We start from the raw sequence: 18327 nt of genomic DNA, 5'->3' as shown, positions 1-18327 counted from the left end.
GTCGGTTCAGGCGCTCAGCACGCCCGCGCGCGGGCTGCCGCGCAGCTTCATCCACGATCCATAGACGATGGCGGCGAGCACGAGGCCCACGAACCATGCATACGTGTAGAGCGTATTGAAGAATGCGGGCACGCCGGGAAACGATGCGGGAAATGCCGTATGCAGAAAGCCCGGCAGATTCGGCAGCACGCCGACCAGCAGCGCGACGACCGCGGCAATATTCCAGCCGTTGCTGTACGAGTATTCGCCGTGCTCGTCGAAGAGTTCGCGCTGATCGAGCCGCGTGCCGCGAATCAGAAAGTAGTCGACCATCAGAATGCCCGCAACCGGCCCGAGCAGCGCCGAGTAGCCGACGAGCCACGTAAAGATATAGCCCTGCGTGGTCGCGAGAATCTTCCACGGCATCATGACGATGGCGATGGTCGCGGTAATCATGCCGCCCGCGCGATACGAAATGCCCTTCGGCCAGAGGCTCGAAAAATCGTAGGCCGGTCCGACGAGATTGGCCGCGAGATTGCAGCACATCGTATCGAGCGTGAGGATAACAAGCGCGATGCCCACGCCAATGCCCGTCATTCGGCTCGTCAGATCGATCGGGTCCCAAATTGCCTTGCCGTAGATCACGACCGTCGCCGACGTCACCACGACCGAGACCACCGAGAGCAGCGCCATCGGCACGGGCAATCCGATCGACTGGCCGATCATCTGATCGCGCTGCGAACGCGCAAAGCGTGTGAAGTCAGGAATGTTGAGCGCGAGCGTCGCCCAGAAGCCGACCATCGCCGTCAGGCCCGGCCAGAACGTCGCCCAGAAAAGGCCTTCCTTCTTGCCGCCCGCGACGAACTGCGACGGCGCCGAGAGCATCGAGCCGATGCCGCCAGCCTTGCTCGTCGCCCACCACACGAGCGCGATGCACATCACGACCTTGATCGGCGCGGACCAGCTTTCGAGCCAGCGGATCGAATCCGTGCCGTGCCAGATGAAGTAGATCTGCAAGGCCCAGAACACGAGAAAGCACGCGAGCTGCCCGAACGAGATGTCGATCAGCGGCAGCGCGGCGCCCTGCAATGCGTTGCCCGTCAGAATATTCAGCAGCGTATAGATGGCGCTGCCGCCCAGCCACGTCTGAATGCCGTACCATCCGCACGCGACGATCGCGCGCAGCAACGCGGGCAACTTCGCGCCCTGCGTGCCGAACGACGAGCGCACGAGCACCGCATACGGAATGCCGTGCTTCGCGCCCGCATGGCCGATCAGCAACATCGGCACGAGCACGATCATATTGCCGAGCAGCACGGTCAGCACCGCCTGTCCCGGCGACATGCCCTGCTCCGTGAGACCCGCCGCCAGCATGTACGACGCGATGTTCATCACCATGCCGACCCACAGCGCCGCGAAGTGATACCACTTCCACGTGCGCTGCGCGGGACCGGTCGGCGCGAGATCGTCGTTGTAGAGACTGCTCGCTTCGACGCTATGCCCTGTCTGCTTCATCGGATGCACTCCGGTTGAACGTGCAGTTGATTGTGTCGATGGCTCAGGCCGCTTTCGCGGCTTCCTCCGCATCCACGCGCGCGGGATTGTTCGGATGCGTGGTCCAGTTCGCGTATTCGCCGGCATCGACGCGTTCCATCGTGATGCATTGCTCGACCGGGCACACATGCATGCACAGGTTGCAGCCGACGCATTCCGCATCCACCACTTCGAAGTGCCGCTGGCCGTCCTTCTCTTTCAGGATCGCCTGATGCGACGTGTCCTCGCAGGCGATATGACACAGCCCGCACTTGATGCACTTGTCCTGATCGATGCGCGCCTTGATGTCGTACTTGAGATTGAGGTTCTTCCAGTCCGTGACATTCGGCACCGCGCGGCCGCAGATGTCGTCGAGCGTTGCGTAACCTTTTTCGTCCATCCAGTTCGAGAGACCGTCGGCGAGATCGGACACGATGCGAAAGCCGTAGTGCATCGCCGCCGTGCAGACCTGCACGCTGCCCGCGCCCAGCACCATGAACTCGGCGGCATCGCGCCATGAAGAAATGCCACCGATGCCCGATATCGGCAGGTTCGGCGTCTCGGGATCGCGCGCGATTTCCGCGACCATGTTGAGCGCGATCGGCTTTACCGCCGGTCCGCAATAGCCGCCGTGCGTGCCTTTGCCATCCACGGTCGGCATCGGCGCCATCTGGTCGAGATCGACGGCGACAATCGAGTTGATCGTGTTGATGAGCGACACGCCGTCCGCGCCGCCATTGAACGCCGCGCGCGAGCCCATGCGAATGTCGCTGATGTTCGGCGTGAGCTTCACGAGACACGGCAGCTTCGTGCCTTCCTTCACCCAGCGCGTAACCATCTCGACATATTCCGGCACTTGTCCGACAGCCGCGCCCATGCCGCGCTCGCTCATGCCGTGCGGACAACCGAAGTTCAGTTCGACCGCATCGGCGCCTGTGTCTTCGACCTGCGTGAGAATCCACTTCCAGTCGCGCTCGTTGCACGGCACCATCAGCGAGACGATCAGCGCGCGATCGGGCCAGTCGCGCTTCACTTGTTCGATCTCGCGCAGATTCACGTCGAGCGGACGATCCGTGATCAGTTCGATGTTGTTCAATCCCGCAATGCGCTGCCCGTTCCACTGCACCGCGCCATAACGCGAACTCACGTTGACGACGTGCGGATCAAGCCCGAGCGTCTTCCATACGACGCCGCCCCAGCCCGCCTCGAACGCGCGATTGACGTTGTAGGCCTTGTCGGTCGGCGGCGCGGAGGCGAGCCAGAAAGGATTCGGCGACTTGATGCCGGCAATGTTGCAAGTCAGATCGGCCATGTTTGTTCGGCTCCTTTATGAGTCAGGCGGCTTTGATCGCAGTCAGCTCGAACGATGCGTCGATGGACGCCGCCGCGAGCTTGCCGTCCTGCACGGCCTGCACGGTGAGATCGAGTCCTTCGTGGGTCGCGCAATCGCCGCCGGCCCACACTTTCGAGAGCGTCGTCTGACGGTTTTCATCCGTGACGATGCGTCCGCCGTCGAGCGTCAGCAACTCGCGTTCGATGCCGACGGGCACGAGCGTCTGACCGATCGCCTTCAGCACCATGTCCGCCGCGATCACGAAGCGCTCCGCATCGCGCTCGAATTCGACGCCGGTCACCTGGCCGTTTTCGCCGATCAATCGCACAGGCTTTGCATGCGTAACGATCGTGACGCCGTTCGTCTGCGCGAATTCGCGCTCGGCCCACGTCGCGCTCATGTTGTCGACGCCGCGGCGATATGCCATCGTCACGCTCGTCGCGCCGAGCTTGGCGGACTGCACGCATGCATCGACGGCCGTGTTGCCGCCGCCGATCACGACCACGCGACGCCCGACCGGCACGCTCGCGAGATCGTCGGCCTGACGCACTTGCTCGATGAAATCCACCGCGTTCATCACGCCGCTAAGCGACTCGCCTTCGAGCGCCAGTTCGCGCACGCCCGCCAGCCCGAAGCCGATGAACACGGCGTCGTACTGTTTGCGCAGATCGTCGAGCGTGAAGTCGCGGCCGAGCGCACGGCCCGTCTCGATCTCGATGCCGTCAATCGAATACAGCCACTCGATTTCGCGCTGCGCAAAGTCTTCGACCGTCTTGTATGCCGCGATGCCGTACTCGTTGAGGCCGCCGGGCTTTGCGCGCGCATCGAAGATCACCGCGCGATGTCCCGCCAGCGCGAGACGATACGCGCACGCGAGCCCCGCCGGTCCCGCGCCGACGATCGCAATGCGCCGGCCCGTCTCCGGCGCGCGCGAAAAGAGCGGCGCGCCCTTCGCCATCGCCGCATCGGTCGCGTGGCGTTGCAATGCGCCGATCTGCACGGGCGCATCGCCCGGATGATTGCGTACGCAACTACCTTCGCAAAGAATCTCCGTCGGGCAAACGCGCGCGCACATGCCGCCGAGCGGATTGGCCGAAAGAATGTCGACGGCCGCGCCCTTCAGATTGCCGTTGCCGATCTTGCGAATGAAGCCCGGAATGTCGATCTGCGTCGGACATGCCTGCACGCAGGGCGCGTCGTAGCAGTAATGGCAGCGGCTTGCGGCGGCGGCTGCGGCGGTGGCGTCGAGCAGCGGCGCGACGTCGGAGAATTCGCATGCGAGCTGTTCTTGCGTGAGACGCTGACTCGCGATATCGCCGATGGCTTTATGGGTCATGCGCGTTCCTTTTTTCTGGGCGTGACGGTGCCTTGCGTCCGCGCGTGGGGTCGCGGACGGCTTCGAGGTAAGAACGGAAAAACGCTTGTTACGTGGCTTGTTACGTGACCGGTTCCGACGCGCGCTCGAGCATGGCGTGCAGCAGCACGTTCGCGCCCGCCTCGATCCATTCCTGCGACGCGTCTTCGATTTCGTTATGGCTGATGCCGTCGACGCAAGGCACGAAGACCATCGACGTCGGCGCAACCTGCGAGAGATAGCACGCGTCGTGGCCCGCGCCCGACACCATGTCGCGATGCGAGTAGCCGAAGCGCTGCGCCGCCGCGCGCACGGACGCGACACACGCGGCATCGAACTTGACCGGCTCGTAGTAGAAGATTTGTTCGAGCTCGTTTTGCAGGCCGATTTCGCCCGCGATACGCGCAACGCCTTCGCGCAACGCGGCGTCCATGCGTGCGAGCACGGCATCGTCGGGATGACGGAAATCGACGGTGAAGAACACGCGGCCCGGAATCACATTGCGCGAGTTCGGATACACCTGCATCATGCCGACCGTCGCGCACGCGAGCGGCGCGTGATCGAGCCCGATGCGGTTGACGAGATCCACCACGCGCGCCGCACCGAGCAACGCGTCCTTGCGGCGCGGCATCGGCGTCGGGCCCGCGTGCGCTTCCTGGCCCGTCAGCGTGATCTCGTACCAACGCTGACCCTGCGCATCGGTGACGACGCCAATCGTCTTGTCTTCGGCTTCGAGTATCGGACCTTGCTCGATATGCAGTTCGAACGCCGCATGCAGCTTGCGGCCGCCGCACGGCAGATCGCCCGCATAGCCAATGCGCTGCAGTTCCTCGCCGATCGTCTTGCCATCGACGTCCTTGCGCGACAGGCCGTAGTCCAGCGAGAACACGCCCGCGAACACGCCCGATGCGACCATCGCCGGCGCGAAACGCGAGCCTTCTTCGTTGGTCCAGATGACGACTTCGATCGGATGCTCCGTCTCGATGCCGCGATCGTTGAGCGAGCGAATCACTTCGAGCCCGCCGAGCACGCCGTAGATGCCGTCGAAACGTCCGCCGGTCGGTTGCGAGTCCGCGTGCGAGCCGGTCATGACGGGAAGCGCGTCGGGATTGCGCCCCGCGCGCCGCATGAACACGTTGCCCATTTGATCGACGCTCACCGTGCAGCCCGCTTCCTTCGCCCAGCTCACGATCAGATCGCGTCCTTCGCGGTCGAGATCGGTCAGCGCCAGGCGGCAGACGCCACCTTTGGGCGTCGCGCCGATCCTGGCCATCGTCATGAGACTGTCCCATAAGCGTTGACCGTTCACCTTGATGGACGTATCGAGACCAGCCTCTCTGATTGCATCCGTTGCCACGTTCATTCGCCTCGCTCCTTACGATCGGACTTCGTATGTGAGTGACCTGGGTTCGTGCATGCCGGGCGCTTGCGGTCGCCGGCGGTGCAGCGCCGCACGCGCCCGGTGCACGATTTCTGTTCTGCGATGATTGATGCGAATGCCGCGCTTCTCTGGTTGCGAGCGCTCTTCAAATCCTGTCCAGTTGGACAGGTTGTAGCCGATTAAAATAAGCAAATCAACGTGTTTCGTGTGCGAGCATACAAAGCGATAAGCGTGCCATTGCGATGCAGCATCGGCGGACATTGACGCTGGCAGCACTTTCGTCGCGATGCAGCGCGGCGTGCACGAACCACGCGATTGAGGCACGATGCGGCACACACGGCGAACGAACTCGACGATGAGACACGACGACACGGCTGACGGCATCACCGAAACCGAAACCGAAGACGCAGCGCCGCCTTTGCGACGCCGCCGCGCGCAGATTCGCGAGAGCAACGAAGCGCAGCTTCTGGCCTGCGCGGAAGAAGTCTTCGCGGAGAAAGGACTGGAAGGCGCGAGCACCGCGATGATCGCCGAGCGCGCCGGCTTGCCGAAAGCCAACCTGCACTACTACTTCCCGACGAAGCTCGCGCTCTATCGCCGCGTGCTGGAGGACTTGTTCGAGGACTGGCATCGCGCGGCGGATACGTTCGAATGCAGCGACGATCCGGTCGAAGCGATAGGCGGCTACGTGCGCGCAAAGATGGAGTTATCGCGACGCAGACCGCTCGGCTCGAAGGTGTGGGCGAGCGAGATCATCCACGGCGCGCATCACATGCAGGACGTGCTCAACGAGCGCGTCAAGCCGTGGCTGGACACGCGCGTCACGGTGATAGAAGGATGGATTGCGCGCGGCCTCGTCGCGCCTGTCGAGCCGCAGACCTTCATGTTCCTGATCTGGGCCATCACCCAGCATTACGCCGACTTCGATGCGCAGATTCGCGCGCTGAAGGGACGGCGCGCGCTCACCCGCAAGGCTTACGACCAAGAGACGGAAGAGGTCGTGCGGCTCGTACTGCGTGCGTGCGGCGCGGTTTCGCCGCACGCCGCCCGTTGAGAAGCGCGGGCGTTATTTCAGGAACAGGGCAGGCACCCCGGTTTTCATTTCGCGCGAGTTGAATTCGACCACGTTCGACGTGTTGTTCTTGATGCAGATCGCGGTCTCCGGCGCTTTCGAGGCGATCTGCTGTTTGACGTAACTGTCGATGCCATTCACGCGGAGCTGATTGACATTGTCGAGATAGATGGCGCCCACGGATTGCGACGTGCAGGCGCTGACGGTCGGCGGCGTGTTCGCGTCGTCCCAGTTAGTCGCCGCCGCGAAAACATAAAGGTAGACCGCCGATGAGTTGGAAACGTTGCCTCCCTGAGTCTGCACGCCGGCGCTTGCGTACGGATATTCTGTCGTATTCGTGGGCGTCGGGAATTTCATGAAGATGATGTCGCCCGGACCCACGCGCAGCTTCTGATCTCCGTTATGAGGCGTGCCAGCGGCATCCAGCCAGGTATCCGCGGTAGCCGGTGAATAATATGTCGGAATATTGTTGCTGCACGCGGTATCGCCATTATTGGAGCACACATCGGTTGCATATTGCATGCTGTCAGGCTTCCACGCGTTGATGAAGTCGGCATGCGCCGTATAAAGGCTTCCCCATTGCGGCGTCAATACGCCATTCACCATGATCGGGTCCATGGATAACTGAGCGCCGTTCAGATCGCCGTTGTTTCCAAGCGTGTACTGAATATTCATTTCGAGTTGCTGAATTTTGATCGGATACGCTTCGGGACAGGAGCCGTCCTTGTTGTGGTACGTCATATTCTGAACACCGGCGGAGAAATCCGGCTTGATGTGCTCGCCATCCCAACAGTCCGGAAAATACACCACGATATCGAGCTGCGCATTACCGTTGACGACCGGGCAACTCGTCGGCGGATCGCCTGTATAGCCCTTGTTGGCACAAAAAAATGAAACGGCGGGATTGGCGGCGGTGCCGTGATGGTCGCCGGCGAGCATCTCCAGACCCTGCGGAATCGCGGTGACTAGCGGCAGCGCGGTGTCCTTTCTGTAATACGTTTTCTGAAAATCGGGAACAACGATACCGGCAGCTCTTTTCAGTTGCGGCGCCCAGTAGGCGGACGCGTCGGCCGTGACGTTGCAGGTCGTGGCCTTATTGAGATTGAGTTTTGCGAGATCGCTATAGGCGTCCGTCGTTTTGTTGCCGAAAAAGTCGTGTTGCATGGCAAGGCCCGGCAATCCGTAACGAACGATCGAATCATCAGGCTTGGTATGAGAATAGGCGCATTGCGTGTTGAATTGCCCAGGGTAGGCTGTCTTAGCAATGACCGAGAGAACCAGGAGTATTAGAAACCGCAGCAATGCGGGCTTTTTTTTCATGGCTACCCTCAGTTTTTCAATGAAAATCGAAATGATAGGCACAACTACTCAAACCATTCTGAATAATGGCGCCCAGGCTGGTTTTCGCGGTTCTGCCAGAAAGTATTCTAGGATATCGGCCCATCCACATGAAAATGTTTTTCGATTATTTGTCATGTGTTTTTGCAATCGTGCGGCGATTCAGTAAGGAATTTGCTTTTTATGAGAATAATGCCTGCCATTAAGCAACCGATTGCGCGCGCACGATTATTCGAAAGCGAGCCCACAAAATGAAAAACGCCGGCCGCGATACTTCGCGGTCGGCGTTCGTGGAGCTGCTTACTACGGTACTGCTATTACACTTCTCGCAATTTACTGCGCTTTCCACCGTCTACTGCAACAGCCACTTCTCTACTTCTACCGCCACTTCAAAATCGTTGTGTTCGTAGGCGCTTAATGGCCGAAGTACACCGAATTACGATCCGACATCGACACGGCCTGACGTGCGCCCGATTGCGACGAGCCTGCCGTCGAAGCACCGTACGACGACGTACCTTGTTGCGCATTCACGCGCGATTCGGCGGCTTGAATGTTTTGCGGATAGGTAGCGTGATCGGCGGACGGGTTGTAGCCCGCCTTTTCGAGCTGAACCAGCTCTGCGCGAACTTGCGCGCGGGTCACCGGGCCGTTGTCTTGCGCGAACGCGAAAGTCGGAGCAGCGAGAGCCGAAGCGATGACGAGTGCGGGAACGAATGCCTTGATCATGATGAACCTCCAATAGTCTTGTTTTGAAATCGAAACTGAATCGAAAGTTTTTTAAGTAGCTTCTGATTTCGTTTCGCTTGAAGACAAGTGTAGGAGGACGATGACCTAGGGGAAACCCCAATTTGCACGAAACATAATTGTTCGTTTCGCAACAATGCATTTCGCGGGGCGAGGCGGAGATTCGGGTCAGCGAAGGCTTTCTTTCCGTCGTAAATTCATGATTTTTATATGATTTTTATCGAGCGCCGATGCCGTCGCGCCACAGGCGTAATCGATTCACATCAATTCCGACGTACAGATTCGACAGCCAATCGCCATCTGGCGGACAGACTCACGCAGCCGACACATAAGCGACCGCCGCCCAAACCAGCTCGCGCAGGAGCGGCTGCACCTCGCTGGCGAGCGCTTCGTCGTAAGCAAACGGCGCCGATTCTTTCATGTAGGTGACCTGCGTCAACTCCAGTTGAATCGAGTGAACGCCATCCGCCGGGCGGCCATAGTGCCGTGTGATGTAGCCGCCCTTGAAGCGTCCGTTCGCCACCGTCGTATAGCGGCCGTCACGCCCGACGATGCCCGCCAGATGCTCCGCCAGCCCCGGCGCCGCCGAAGCGCCATCCGCAGTGCCGAAGTTGAAATCCGTCAAACGCCCGTCGAAGAAACGCGGCACGACCGAGCGGATCGAATGCGCTTCCCACAGCAGCACGCGGCCATGCGCGTGCCGCAAGCGGTCGAGTTCGCCAGCAAGCGCGTCGTGATACGGCTGCCAGTACATCGCGCGGCGCGCATCGATCTGCTCGCGTGACGGCTCGTGTCCCGGCTTGTAGAGCGGCGCCTTGTCGAAGGTATCGACGGGACACAGCCCGGTCGTATCGCGGCCGGGATAGAGATTCGCATCGTCGGGCGGACGGTTCAGGTCGATCACATAGCGCGCATATTCGGGCGTCAGCATCGACGCGCCCAGTTCGCGCCCGAACGCATACAGCCGTTCCAGATGCCAGTCGCAATCTTCGACGCGTTGTGCGACGGGCGTCATCTCGTCGGCGAGCGCACAGGGAATGCGCGTGCCCCGATGCGGAATCGAGATCAGCAGCGGCGCGCTGCCGCGTTCCAGCGTGAAGATCGAAGAACCGTCCATTTCATGACCTCCATGACCTCAGCCGAGCAGACCGCGCAGAGCGGCACGATAACGCGCGAGCGATTCGTCCTCCTGCGCGTGCCGGCGCGCGGCGATCACCTTGCGGCCGCCGACGAAGACGTCGCGGATCGGGCTCTCGCCATGCTCGCCGAAGATCACGCTCGACAGCCACGTTTCGGGCGCATGGCCGCCGATGCCGGGATGCGCGTCGTCGAGCACGAGCCAGTCCGCGCGCTTGCCGGGCGCGAGCATGCCGACGGCGCGGCCCGTTGCGTGCGCGCCGCCGTCGAGCGCGGCGTCGAAGAGACGATCGGCGGGACGGCTCTGCGTCGACGAAGCGAGCACGTTGCGCTGGCGCCGCCACAAACGCTGGCCGTATTCGAGCAGCCGCAGTTCCGAGCGCCAGTCGACGCCAATGTGACTATCCGAGCCTACGCCGATTCGCCCGCCCGCATCGAGATATTCGCGCGACGGAAACACGCCGTCGCCGAGATTCGCCTCGGTCGTGAGACACAGTCCCGCGATCGCGCCGCTGGCCGCGAGACGCGCGCATTCGCCGGCGTCGATATGCGTCGCGTGCACGAGGCACCAGCGTTCATCGACATCGAAACGATCGAGCAGCCATTCGACCGGACGCTGGCCCGTGGCCGCGAGACAGGCCTCGATTTCGGCGACCTGCTCGGAAATATGGATATGCACCGGCGCGCGCTGCAAACGCGCGTCGAGCCCTTCGATCAAAGCCGCGAGCGATTCGCCGGACACGGCCCGCAGCGAATGCGGCGCCACGCCGTAGCGGCGCGTACCGTTCTCCGGCCGCGAGCGCGTCAGCGCATCGATCAGGGCGAGCAGCGAGTCGGGCGTGTTGAGAAAGCGACGTTGATCGTCGCGCGGCGCGCTCTGATTGAAGCCGCTGTATTCGTAGAGCACGGGCAACATCGTGATGCCGATGCCCGCACTCGCAGCCGCATCGACGACGCGCTCGGCGAGTTCCGCGCGGTTCGCGTAGGGCGCGCCGTCGGGTGCGTGATGCACGTAATGAAACTCGCAGACGGACGTGTACCCCGCCTTCAGCATCTCGATGTACAGCCACCGCGCGATATCCCCGAGCGACTCCGGTCCGATCTTCGCGGCGAAGCGATACATGAGATCGCGCCAGCTCCAGAACGTATCGGTTGCGCTGGCGCGATATTCGGTGAGGCCCGCCATCGCGCGCTGGAACGCGTGCGAATGCAGATTCGGCATGCCGGGCACGACCGGCCCTTGCGCGCGTTCGACGCCCGCGGGCGCGGCGCTGTCCGGCGTGACGCGCACGAGCGCGCCGTTCTCGTCCCATTCGAACAGCACGTCGCGTTGCCAGCCATCGGCCAGGCGCGCGTGATCGGCGAAGAATGCGCGGGGCGCTGCATTCATGTCTGTCTCCGTTATTGTCGATGTGCGGCTGCGCGCCGTCTTTACCTCTACAGCATGTCGATGCCGACGTGCAGCCACGCCGCGCCGTCCGCCGCTTCGCACTCCAGTGCGGTCGCGCGATCGAGGCGCAGCGTGTCGCCCGATTCGAGCGTATGGCGCGCGTCGCCGGCGCATTCGATTTCGATCCGGCCGCGCGCGCAGAAGATCAACGTGACGTCGTGCGTGGCCACGATGGCAGCCGATTCACGATGCGCCTGCACCGTCGCGCGTGCCCGCGCCCGTTGCACCATCACGTTGAAATCGCGCGTCGGTCCGTGATTGAGTGTCGCGTGGATTGGCGTCTCGCCGGGAAAGCGCGCGATCGCGAGCGGCGCGTCGAGCGCGTGCACATGGCCGCTCGCTTCCGTGAGGCGCATGCCCGCGCCGTCCAGCAGCACGAGCACGCGGTCGACGCCGGGGAAGGTGGAGAACGCGCCGTCTGCGGCGACATCGGCGAGCGACAGACGCCATGCGAACGCCTCCATCGACGCACCCGGCGGCCCCGCCGCGATCTCGCGCGTCACGCCGCCGCCGTTTTTCCATGGCCGGGGAGTGAGCGAGTCAGCCCGAATGATCATGATGTTCAAAAATGTCCGGTGAACTGATAGCGGTCGCCCGGATGCCAGAGGTTCGCCACGGACGCGACGGCATCGCGCGACCACGTGCGCCGATGCAGCAGCAGACACGGCTCGTGTTCGTTCATCGCGAGCGCATGGCGAATTTCCGCCGACGGCACCGAAGCCTCGATCCGGTACTCGACGCGCTGCAAAGGCGCCGCCACCATCAGGTACTGATTCGGCGTGATGGTCGTGAAATCCTGCCGCGCATATTCCGGCGCGAGCGCAGGATTCACGTAGCGCGCTTCCATCTGCACGGGTTCGTCGTTTTCGAAATGCAGCACGCGCGAATGGAACACCGGGCTGCCCAGCGTCAGATGCATCTCGGCGGCGAGCGCTTCATCGACGATCGACGCGCCCAGATGCAGCACCTGCGCGCTATACGTGTGGCCACGCGCGACGATTTCATCGGAAATGCTGCGAATCTCGACCAGCGTAGACGCGTATTTCGGCTGCGCGACGAAGGTGCCCGCGCCCTGCACGCGCGTCAGGATCTGCTCGGCGGTCAGCTCGCGTAGCGCACGGTTCACGGTCATGCGCGCGACTTTGAACTCGCGCGCGAGCTCGTTTTCGGAGGGCACCTGATCGCCCTCCTTCCACTCACCGATATGAATGCGCCGGAGAATGTAGTCCTTGATCTCCTGATACGCGGGCGTGTTCATGCAGCCTGTTCCGATGCGAACGCGAACGGGCTGTGCCGCGCGATCGCGCCGTCTTGCACGAGCGTCGCAATTGCGGCGATGTCCGGCGCGAAGTAGCGGTCGAGGTCGTAGTGCGGAACCTGCGCGCGCAGCGTCTTCATCACTTCGAGCAGCGGCGCGCTCGTCTGATACGGTGCGCGCAGATCGACGCCCTGCGCCGCCGCGAGCAGTTCGATCGCGAGAATGTTGGCCGTGTTGCTGGCGATGTCGCCGAGCTTGCGCGCGGCGAACGTCGCCATGGACACGTGATCTTCCTGATTCGCGGAAGTCGGCAGCGAATCCACCGATGCCGGATGCGCGAGCGTCTTGTTCTCGGACGCGAGCGCGGCAGCCGTCACATGCGCAATCATGAAGCCCGAGTTCACGCCGCCGTCGCGCACCAGGAAAGGCGGCAGGCCGGAGAGCGTCGCGTCGATCAAGAGCGCGATGCGGCGTTCCGCCAACGCGCCGATTTCGGCGGCGGCGAGCGCGAGATTGTCGGCGGCGAACGCGACCGGTTCCGCGTGGAAGTTGCCGCCCGAGAGCACTTCGCCCGTATCGGGGAAGATCAGCGGATTATCGGAGACAGCGTTCGATTCAATCAGCAGCACGTCCGCCGCGTGACGCATCTGGTCGAGACACGCGCCCATCACCTGCGGCTGGCAGCGCAGGCTGTACGGGTCCTGAACCTTCTCGCAGTCCGCGTGCGACAGATTGATGCCCGAGCCCTTCAGCAGGGTGCGATACGCGCTGGCTGCATCGATCTGGCCGCGATGGCCGCGCAGTTCGTGGATGCGCGCATCGAACGGCACGACGGAGCCCGCCGCCGCATCCACCGACAACGCGCCCGCGACGAGCCCGGTGCGGAACAGGTCTTCGATCGCGAAGAGGTTGTAGAGCGCGAGCGCCGCCGAGGCTTGCGTGCCGTTCAGGAGCGCGAGCCCTTCCTTCGCCTGCAACGTGAGCGGCTTCAGGCCCGCGACCGCGAGGCCGTCGACGGCACTTGCGCGCTCGCCGCGAATCATGACGTCGCCCAAGCCGAGCAGCACCGTGGACATATGCGCGAGCGGCGCGAGATCGCCCGATGCGCCGACCGAGCCTTTCACCGGGATGACCGGCAGCACGTCGGCGTTGAAAAGCGTGATGAGCGCGTCGATGACTTCGCGGCGGATGCCCGAATGACCGCGGCCGAGGCTCGACAGCTTGAGCGCCATCAACAGCCGCACGACCGGACGCGACATCGGCTCACCGACGCCCACCGCGTGCGACAGCACCAGATTCTTTTGCAGCAGTTCGAGTTGATCGGCGGGGATGTGCGTGTTGGCGAGCCGCCCGAAGCCCGTGTTGATGCCGTAGGCAGGCTCGCCCTTCGCGGCGATTGCGGCGACGGCGCGCGCGCTTGCATCGATGGCGTCGAAGCTGGCCGGATCCAGCGTGAGCGGATCCGAGCCACGGGCGATACGGCGCAGTTGCGGGAGAGTGAGTTTTCCGGGTGTGAGCGTGATCATGGTTCGTCCTGTCTATACAAGTTAGGCTCAAGTCTAAACGTGCAAACAGGACGAAACAAGTGGGAATACGGGATTCTCCTAGGTCAACCCGGTCATTCGAAACGAATGTTGTCTATACAGATTTTCGGGGCTACAGCACTTTTTCCATGACGAACTGGACGAAGCGCTGTTCCCGCACGACGACCGCGCGCGCGAGCAGCATCGTGAAACCGCAATATTCGAAGAACGGCCGCGCCGTGACGCTCGCATAGGTGTGCAGGCAACCGATGTCGGCTTCGTCCGCCTCGGCTTCCACGCGCGCGAGCAGCGCCGTCGCCACGCCCGTGCGTTGATGCTTCGGATCGACGAACATCATGTCGACGAGACCGTTCTTTTCGAGATCCGCGAAACCGGCCAGTTCGCCGCCGACGAACGCTACCCACGTCGGGCGGCTCAGGCGGGCCAGTTCCCACTCGTCGCGGTCCACGTGCGACCAAACGTCGATCTGCACCGCACTGTAATCGGCCGAGGCCGTCTCGCGCACTGCGCGTTGAAACAGATCAATCACGCCGTCGAGATCGTTCGCACGGTACGGTCTGATTTCGATGAGCGAAAGCCCTGGCATATCATCACCTTCATTACTGTCAATATAAAAACCGCTGCCTGAGCAGCGAGGGTCGTGCGTTAAAACGCTGGAAATTGGAAAAGCGCAAACGTTTGACGGAGCGCAAGCGTTGCCGCGGTGCGAGGCACGTGAAGCGCCCCTCAGGAAGCCACGGCCACCGTCGCGATGCCGAGCGCAGTCATCAGAAGCGACGCGCCGACGTGAATCGCGATCTCCGCGAACGCCCAGCCGAGCCGCCCCTGCTGCAGATGGGCGACCACTTCGGCCGAGAACGTGGAAAACGTGGAGAGTCCGCCCATCAGCCCGGTGATGACGAAAAGCCGCCATTCCACCGAGATGTCCGGGACGCGCGCGAAAAACGCGACCGCCACGCCGATGATGTAGCCCGCAATGACGTTCGCCGTGAACGTGCCGAGCGGCAGATTAGGAAAGATCGCATTGAGGCGCAGGCCGAGGACCCATCTGAGGAGCGAGCCCAGTCCGCCCCCGAGCCCCACGGCGATGATCGACAAATACATGTAAGTGTTGAACCGTTTTCGAAATTATTCGGACTCACGCATTGCGGACTCACGCATCGCGGACGAGCCGCTCGGTCAGCGCGTCGCGGCTCGTCGCGACGATCCAGCCTTCGCGATGCCGCACATGCGCCGCCCACGTGCCGTCGCGGCGCGATTCCCAGCAACCGGCCTCGCGACCGTCGATGAAAAGCGAGCCGCGCATGACAACCTGCGGGTCGGCGGGGTCGAGTGCCCCGTCGTCGTTGTGTTCGAGCTTGATGTGATGCATGAGCGCCGCCGGGAAAAACTCGTCGGAAAGCAAGCCAGTCTTGCGAATGGCTCCATTCTAACGACAGTCCACGCGTTGAGTTAAGGCGCTCACCGTATCATGAAGGACATTGCCGAAAGGCAATTGAGCGTTCGCACGACATGTTCGACCGAGGGCGCATCGAACGCGAGCGTCACGGCATCGACGCGTTCGAGCGTCGGCCATTGGCAAAAAAGATCGGCGAATGCGGTGCTTTGCGCACGCAATTCGCAGCGATGTGCGGCGGGCGCCGCGCGCGACATGCGTTGCTGATCCGCTGCCGCCTCGAGCGTTTCACGCGCGGCAAGCTGGATCGCCTCGCATGCGGCGGCGGGCGTTTCGGTCACGCCGCTCGAATAGCCGTGCGCGGTCTTCACACAGAGAAAGCGTGCGCCGGGAAACGCGGGCAAGGTTTCGGCGCCGAAGACGTCGTCGCCGGTCAGGAGCACGACGCGCGCGCCGCGTTCCTCGGCAAGCCTGCCGTACAGCGCCGCCTCGCCGACTTCCTCCGCATCCAGCATGACGCGCGCGAACGCGGCGCTGTTGATCGTGTGCGCCAGAATTCCGCGGCTTTGCGCACGCGCGTGATAACCGATCATGAACACCAGTTCCGGCGATGCCTCGAGCCCCGCCATCATGCCGAGCGTGCGCGGCTTGCCGAGCACGAGCCGCACGCGCGGATCGAGCAGATCCGGCACAAGGTTGCGAAATCCGCCGTGCGAATCGTTGATCCATACCTGCGACGCGCCTCCTTCGAATGCGCCGAGCGTAGCCGCATTGGCCTCGCGCGTCATCCAGCGGCGCGCCTGTTCGTATTCGCCGTTGCCGGCGCGCGTCTGCTCCGGATGGAACACGCCCGCAATGCCTTCGATATCCACCGAAATCAGCACTTTCATGTTCGCGTTCTCAAAGCTTCGTTAAGCGAAATACGCCGATGACCGTCGCGGCCCGCGACCGTCTCCGCACTGAAGAGCGCATCGAGGATCGCTTGCTCGACGCAGTCCGCTGCGGCTTGAAACAGCGGATCGAGCCGCGTGTCGCTGACGAGCGGCGGTATCGCGATCAGCGCGGCGTCGTGCGGCACGCGGTACGCCGTCGTGAAGGCGAGCGCGATATCGCCGCTGCCGTGACCGTAGACCGAACCGGTGCGCGCGAGTCCGGCGGCGGCGCGCGTGGCGACGCGGCGAAGCTGGCGCGCATCGAGCGGCGCATCGGTTGCAATCAGCATGATGATCGAGCCGTGCTCGGGCTGGATCGTCGATTCCGCCTGCAACGTGCGGCCAAGCGCATCGCCGGCGACGATGAGTTGCGGCAAGCGGCCGAAGTTCGCGAGCACGAGCGCGCCCATCGTGTAATGCTGCTCGCCGACATGCGCCACACGCGACGCCGACCCGATTCCGCCCTTCAGCCCGAAACACGACATGCCGCGCCCCGCGCCCACTGCGCCGCGCTCGAACGCTTCGCTGCATGCATCGAGCGCGCTCAGGTAATGCGCCTCGTCGATGGCGAGCGCCTGCATGTCGTTGAGATAGCCATCGTTGCATTCGAACACGAGCGGATTCACGCTCGGGTCGTCGCGTCCGATCTGCGGATTGGCCTTGATCGCCGCGCGAATCTGCGCGTTCGCCACGGTGCCCACGCCGAACGTGTTGGTCAGCGCGAGCGGCGTTTCGAGCACGCCGAGTTCTTCCACTTGCACGAGCCCGATACTCTTGCCGAAGCCGTTGATCACGCACGCGCCCGCCGGCACTTTCTCGCGATACGCGTCGCCAGGGTGCGGACGGATAACGGTGACGCCCGTCTGAATGGGGCCCTGATTCAGCGTGCAATGGCCGACTGTCACGCCCGCGACATCGGCGATCGTGCCGCGCGCGCCCGCGTTCATCGTGCCGATATGCGGCGCCTGCATCATGGCCGGTCGAGCTTCGGATCGAGCGCGTCGCGCAGGCCGTCGCCGAGCAGGTTGAACGCGAGCACCGTGAAGAAGATCGCGAGGCTCGGGAAGATCGCGACGTGCGGCGCCATGGCCATGTCGGCGCGCGCTTCGTTGAGCATCGCGCCCCATTCGGGCGTCGGCGGCTGCGCGCCGAGTCCGAGGAACGACAGGCTCGCGGCCGTGATGATCGACGTGCCGATGCGCATCGTGAAGTACACCACCACCGACGAGATCGTGCCCGGCAGGATGTGCCGCGCGAGGATCGTCCAGTCCGATGCGCCGATGCTGCGCGCCGCCTCGATATACGTGAGATGTTTGAGCGCGAGCGTGTTGCCGCGCACGAGCCGCGCGAACGCGGGAATGCTGAAGATGGCGACCGCGCACACCACGTTCACCATGCCGTTGCCGAGAATCGCGACAACGCCGATCGCGAGCAGAATGCCGGGGAACGCGAAGAGCACGTCCGCGATACGCATCACGATGCGGTCCCACCAGCCTTCGTAATAGCCCGCGAGAAGCCCGAAGAACGTGCCGATCACCGCGCCGATCACGACCGAGAGCAAGCCCGCCGTGAGCGAGATGCGGCTGCCGACGAGAATACGGCTGAGAATGTCGCGGCCCAGCGAATCCACGCCGAACCAGTGCGCCGCGGAAGGACCGGCGTTGAGTGCGTCGTAGTCGAAATAATTCTCCGGATCGTAAGGCGCGATATACGGCGCGATGATCGCGATCACGATCAACAAAATCACGAATGCCGCCGCGGCCAGCGCAACGGGTTGTTGTTTGAACTTGCGCCAGAACTCCGTCCACGGCGTGCGGACTTCGCGCTCCGTGGCAACGGCGACCTTGGCATTGTCGGCGGCTACGCTCATGCGGTC

18 protein-coding genes are annotated in these 18327 nt (G+C 63.1%); 1 reads left to right on the top strand and 17 read right to left on the bottom strand.

Annotated features, from left to right (window positions below; all coding sequences use genetic code 11):
• Nucleotides 1-6: 6 nt before the first annotated feature.
• From BRPE64_RS16015 to BRPE64_RS16000, 4 genes are all read right to left on the bottom strand, one after another.
• Entirely contained in the window at nt 7-1494 is a 1488-nt protein-coding gene (locus tag BRPE64_RS16015) for an NCS1 family nucleobase:cation symporter-1 (RefSeq protein WP_044042296.1), read from the bottom strand.
• Nucleotides 1495-1537: 43 nt separating this feature from the next.
• Nucleotides 1538-2824 (bottom strand): NAD-dependent dihydropyrimidine dehydrogenase subunit PreA, encoded by a 1287-nt coding sequence (preA, locus tag BRPE64_RS16010; protein ID WP_016354507.1) that lies wholly within the window; start codon nt 2822-2824, stop codon nt 1538-1540.
• Nucleotides 2825-2846: 22 nt separating this feature from the next.
• Nucleotides 2847-4181, bottom strand: coding sequence for an NAD(P)-dependent oxidoreductase (locus BRPE64_RS16005; RefSeq protein WP_016354506.1), 1335 nt, complete (start codon nt 4179-4181; stop codon nt 2847-2849).
• Nucleotides 4182-4281: 100 nt separating this feature from the next.
• On the bottom strand, nt 4282-5562 hold the full coding sequence (locus BRPE64_RS16000) for a Zn-dependent hydrolase (protein ID WP_016354504.1): 1281 nt from the start codon (nt 5560-5562) through the stop codon (nt 4282-4284).
• A gap of 373 nt (nt 5563-5935) precedes the next feature.
• Between BRPE64_RS16000 and BRPE64_RS15995 the strand changes: the two genes are divergently transcribed.
• Nucleotides 5936-6634 carry a TetR/AcrR family transcriptional regulator gene (locus BRPE64_RS15995; RefSeq protein ID WP_016354503.1) on the top strand — a complete coding sequence of 233 codons (699 nt, stop codon included), beginning with the start codon at nt 5936-5938 and terminating at the stop codon, nt 6632-6634.
• Between the two features lie 12 nt (nt 6635-6646).
• Here BRPE64_RS15995 and BRPE64_RS15990 read toward each other — a convergent pair whose 3' ends face one another.
• The 13 genes from BRPE64_RS15990 to gsiD all read right to left on the bottom strand — a co-directional run bounded on the left by BRPE64_RS15990 (nt 6647) and on the right by gsiD (nt 18321).
• Nucleotides 6647-7972, bottom strand: coding sequence for a DUF1996 domain-containing protein (locus tag BRPE64_RS15990; RefSeq protein WP_044042293.1), 1326 nt, complete (start codon nt 7970-7972; stop codon nt 6647-6649).
• Nucleotides 7973-8404: 432 nt separating this feature from the next.
• Entirely contained in the window at nt 8405-8713 is a 309-nt protein-coding gene (locus BRPE64_RS15985) for a DUF4148 domain-containing protein (protein ID WP_044042688.1), read from the bottom strand.
• 334 nt (nt 8714-9047) lie between these two features.
• Entirely contained in the window at nt 9048-9851 is an 804-nt protein-coding gene (gene hutG / locus BRPE64_RS15980) for an N-formylglutamate deformylase (protein ID WP_016354500.1), read from the bottom strand.
• A gap of 18 nt (nt 9852-9869) precedes the next feature.
• Nucleotides 9870-11261, bottom strand: coding sequence for a formimidoylglutamate deiminase (locus BRPE64_RS15975; protein WP_016354499.1), 1392 nt, complete (start codon nt 11259-11261; stop codon nt 9870-9872).
• Nucleotides 11262-11308: 47 nt separating this feature from the next.
• Nucleotides 11309-11878, bottom strand: a complete 570-nt coding sequence (locus BRPE64_RS15970) for a HutD/Ves family protein (RefSeq protein WP_044042687.1) — start codon at nt 11876-11878, stop codon at nt 11309-11311.
• A 5-nt stretch (nt 11879-11883) separates the two neighbouring features.
• A complete protein-coding gene (gene hutC / locus BRPE64_RS15965) occupies nt 11884-12579 on the bottom strand; it encodes a histidine utilization repressor (RefSeq protein WP_016354497.1) in 696 nt (231 codons plus the stop codon).
• The gene (gene hutH, locus BRPE64_RS15960; protein WP_016354496.1) at nt 12576-14105 is read right to left on the bottom strand and encodes a histidine ammonia-lyase; all 1530 of its coding nucleotides are present in this window, start codon (nt 14103-14105) and stop codon (nt 12576-12578) included. Before hutH ends, hutC begins: the two co-directional genes overlap by 4 nt.
• Nucleotides 14106-14235: 130 nt before the next feature.
• Nucleotides 14236-14709, bottom strand: a complete 474-nt coding sequence (locus tag BRPE64_RS15955) for a GNAT family N-acetyltransferase (protein WP_016354495.1) — start codon at nt 14707-14709, stop codon at nt 14236-14238.
• A gap of 140 nt (nt 14710-14849) precedes the next feature.
• A complete protein-coding gene (crcB, locus tag BRPE64_RS15950) occupies nt 14850-15227 on the bottom strand; it encodes a fluoride efflux transporter CrcB (protein ID WP_016354494.1) in 378 nt (125 codons plus the stop codon).
• A 49-nt stretch (nt 15228-15276) separates the two neighbouring features.
• On the bottom strand, nt 15277-15495 hold the full coding sequence (locus tag BRPE64_RS15945) for a hypothetical protein (protein WP_144063420.1): 219 nt from the start codon (nt 15493-15495) through the stop codon (nt 15277-15279).
• Between the two features lie 89 nt (nt 15496-15584).
• Nucleotides 15585-16409 (bottom strand): M55 family metallopeptidase, encoded by an 825-nt coding sequence (locus BRPE64_RS15940; RefSeq protein ID WP_016354492.1) that lies wholly within the window; start codon nt 16407-16409, stop codon nt 15585-15587.
• Complete coding sequence (locus BRPE64_RS15935) at nt 16406-17425, bottom strand: DmpA family aminopeptidase (protein WP_016354491.1); 1020 nt, start codon at nt 17423-17425, stop codon at nt 16406-16408. The genes BRPE64_RS15940 and BRPE64_RS15935 overlap by 4 nt, the downstream gene beginning before the upstream one ends.
• The gene (gene gsiD / locus BRPE64_RS15930; RefSeq protein ID WP_016354490.1) at nt 17422-18321 is read right to left on the bottom strand and encodes a glutathione ABC transporter permease GsiD; all 900 of its coding nucleotides are present in this window, start codon (nt 18319-18321) and stop codon (nt 17422-17424) included. Before gsiD ends, BRPE64_RS15935 begins: the two co-directional genes overlap by 4 nt.
• Between the last annotated feature and the right edge of the window lie 6 nt (nt 18322-18327).

The organism is Caballeronia insecticola (assembly GCF_000402035.1).
GTDB lineage: Bacteria > Pseudomonadota > Gammaproteobacteria > Burkholderiales > Burkholderiaceae > Caballeronia > Caballeronia insecticola.
This window is presented reverse-complemented; position numbering and strand designations above follow the sequence as displayed.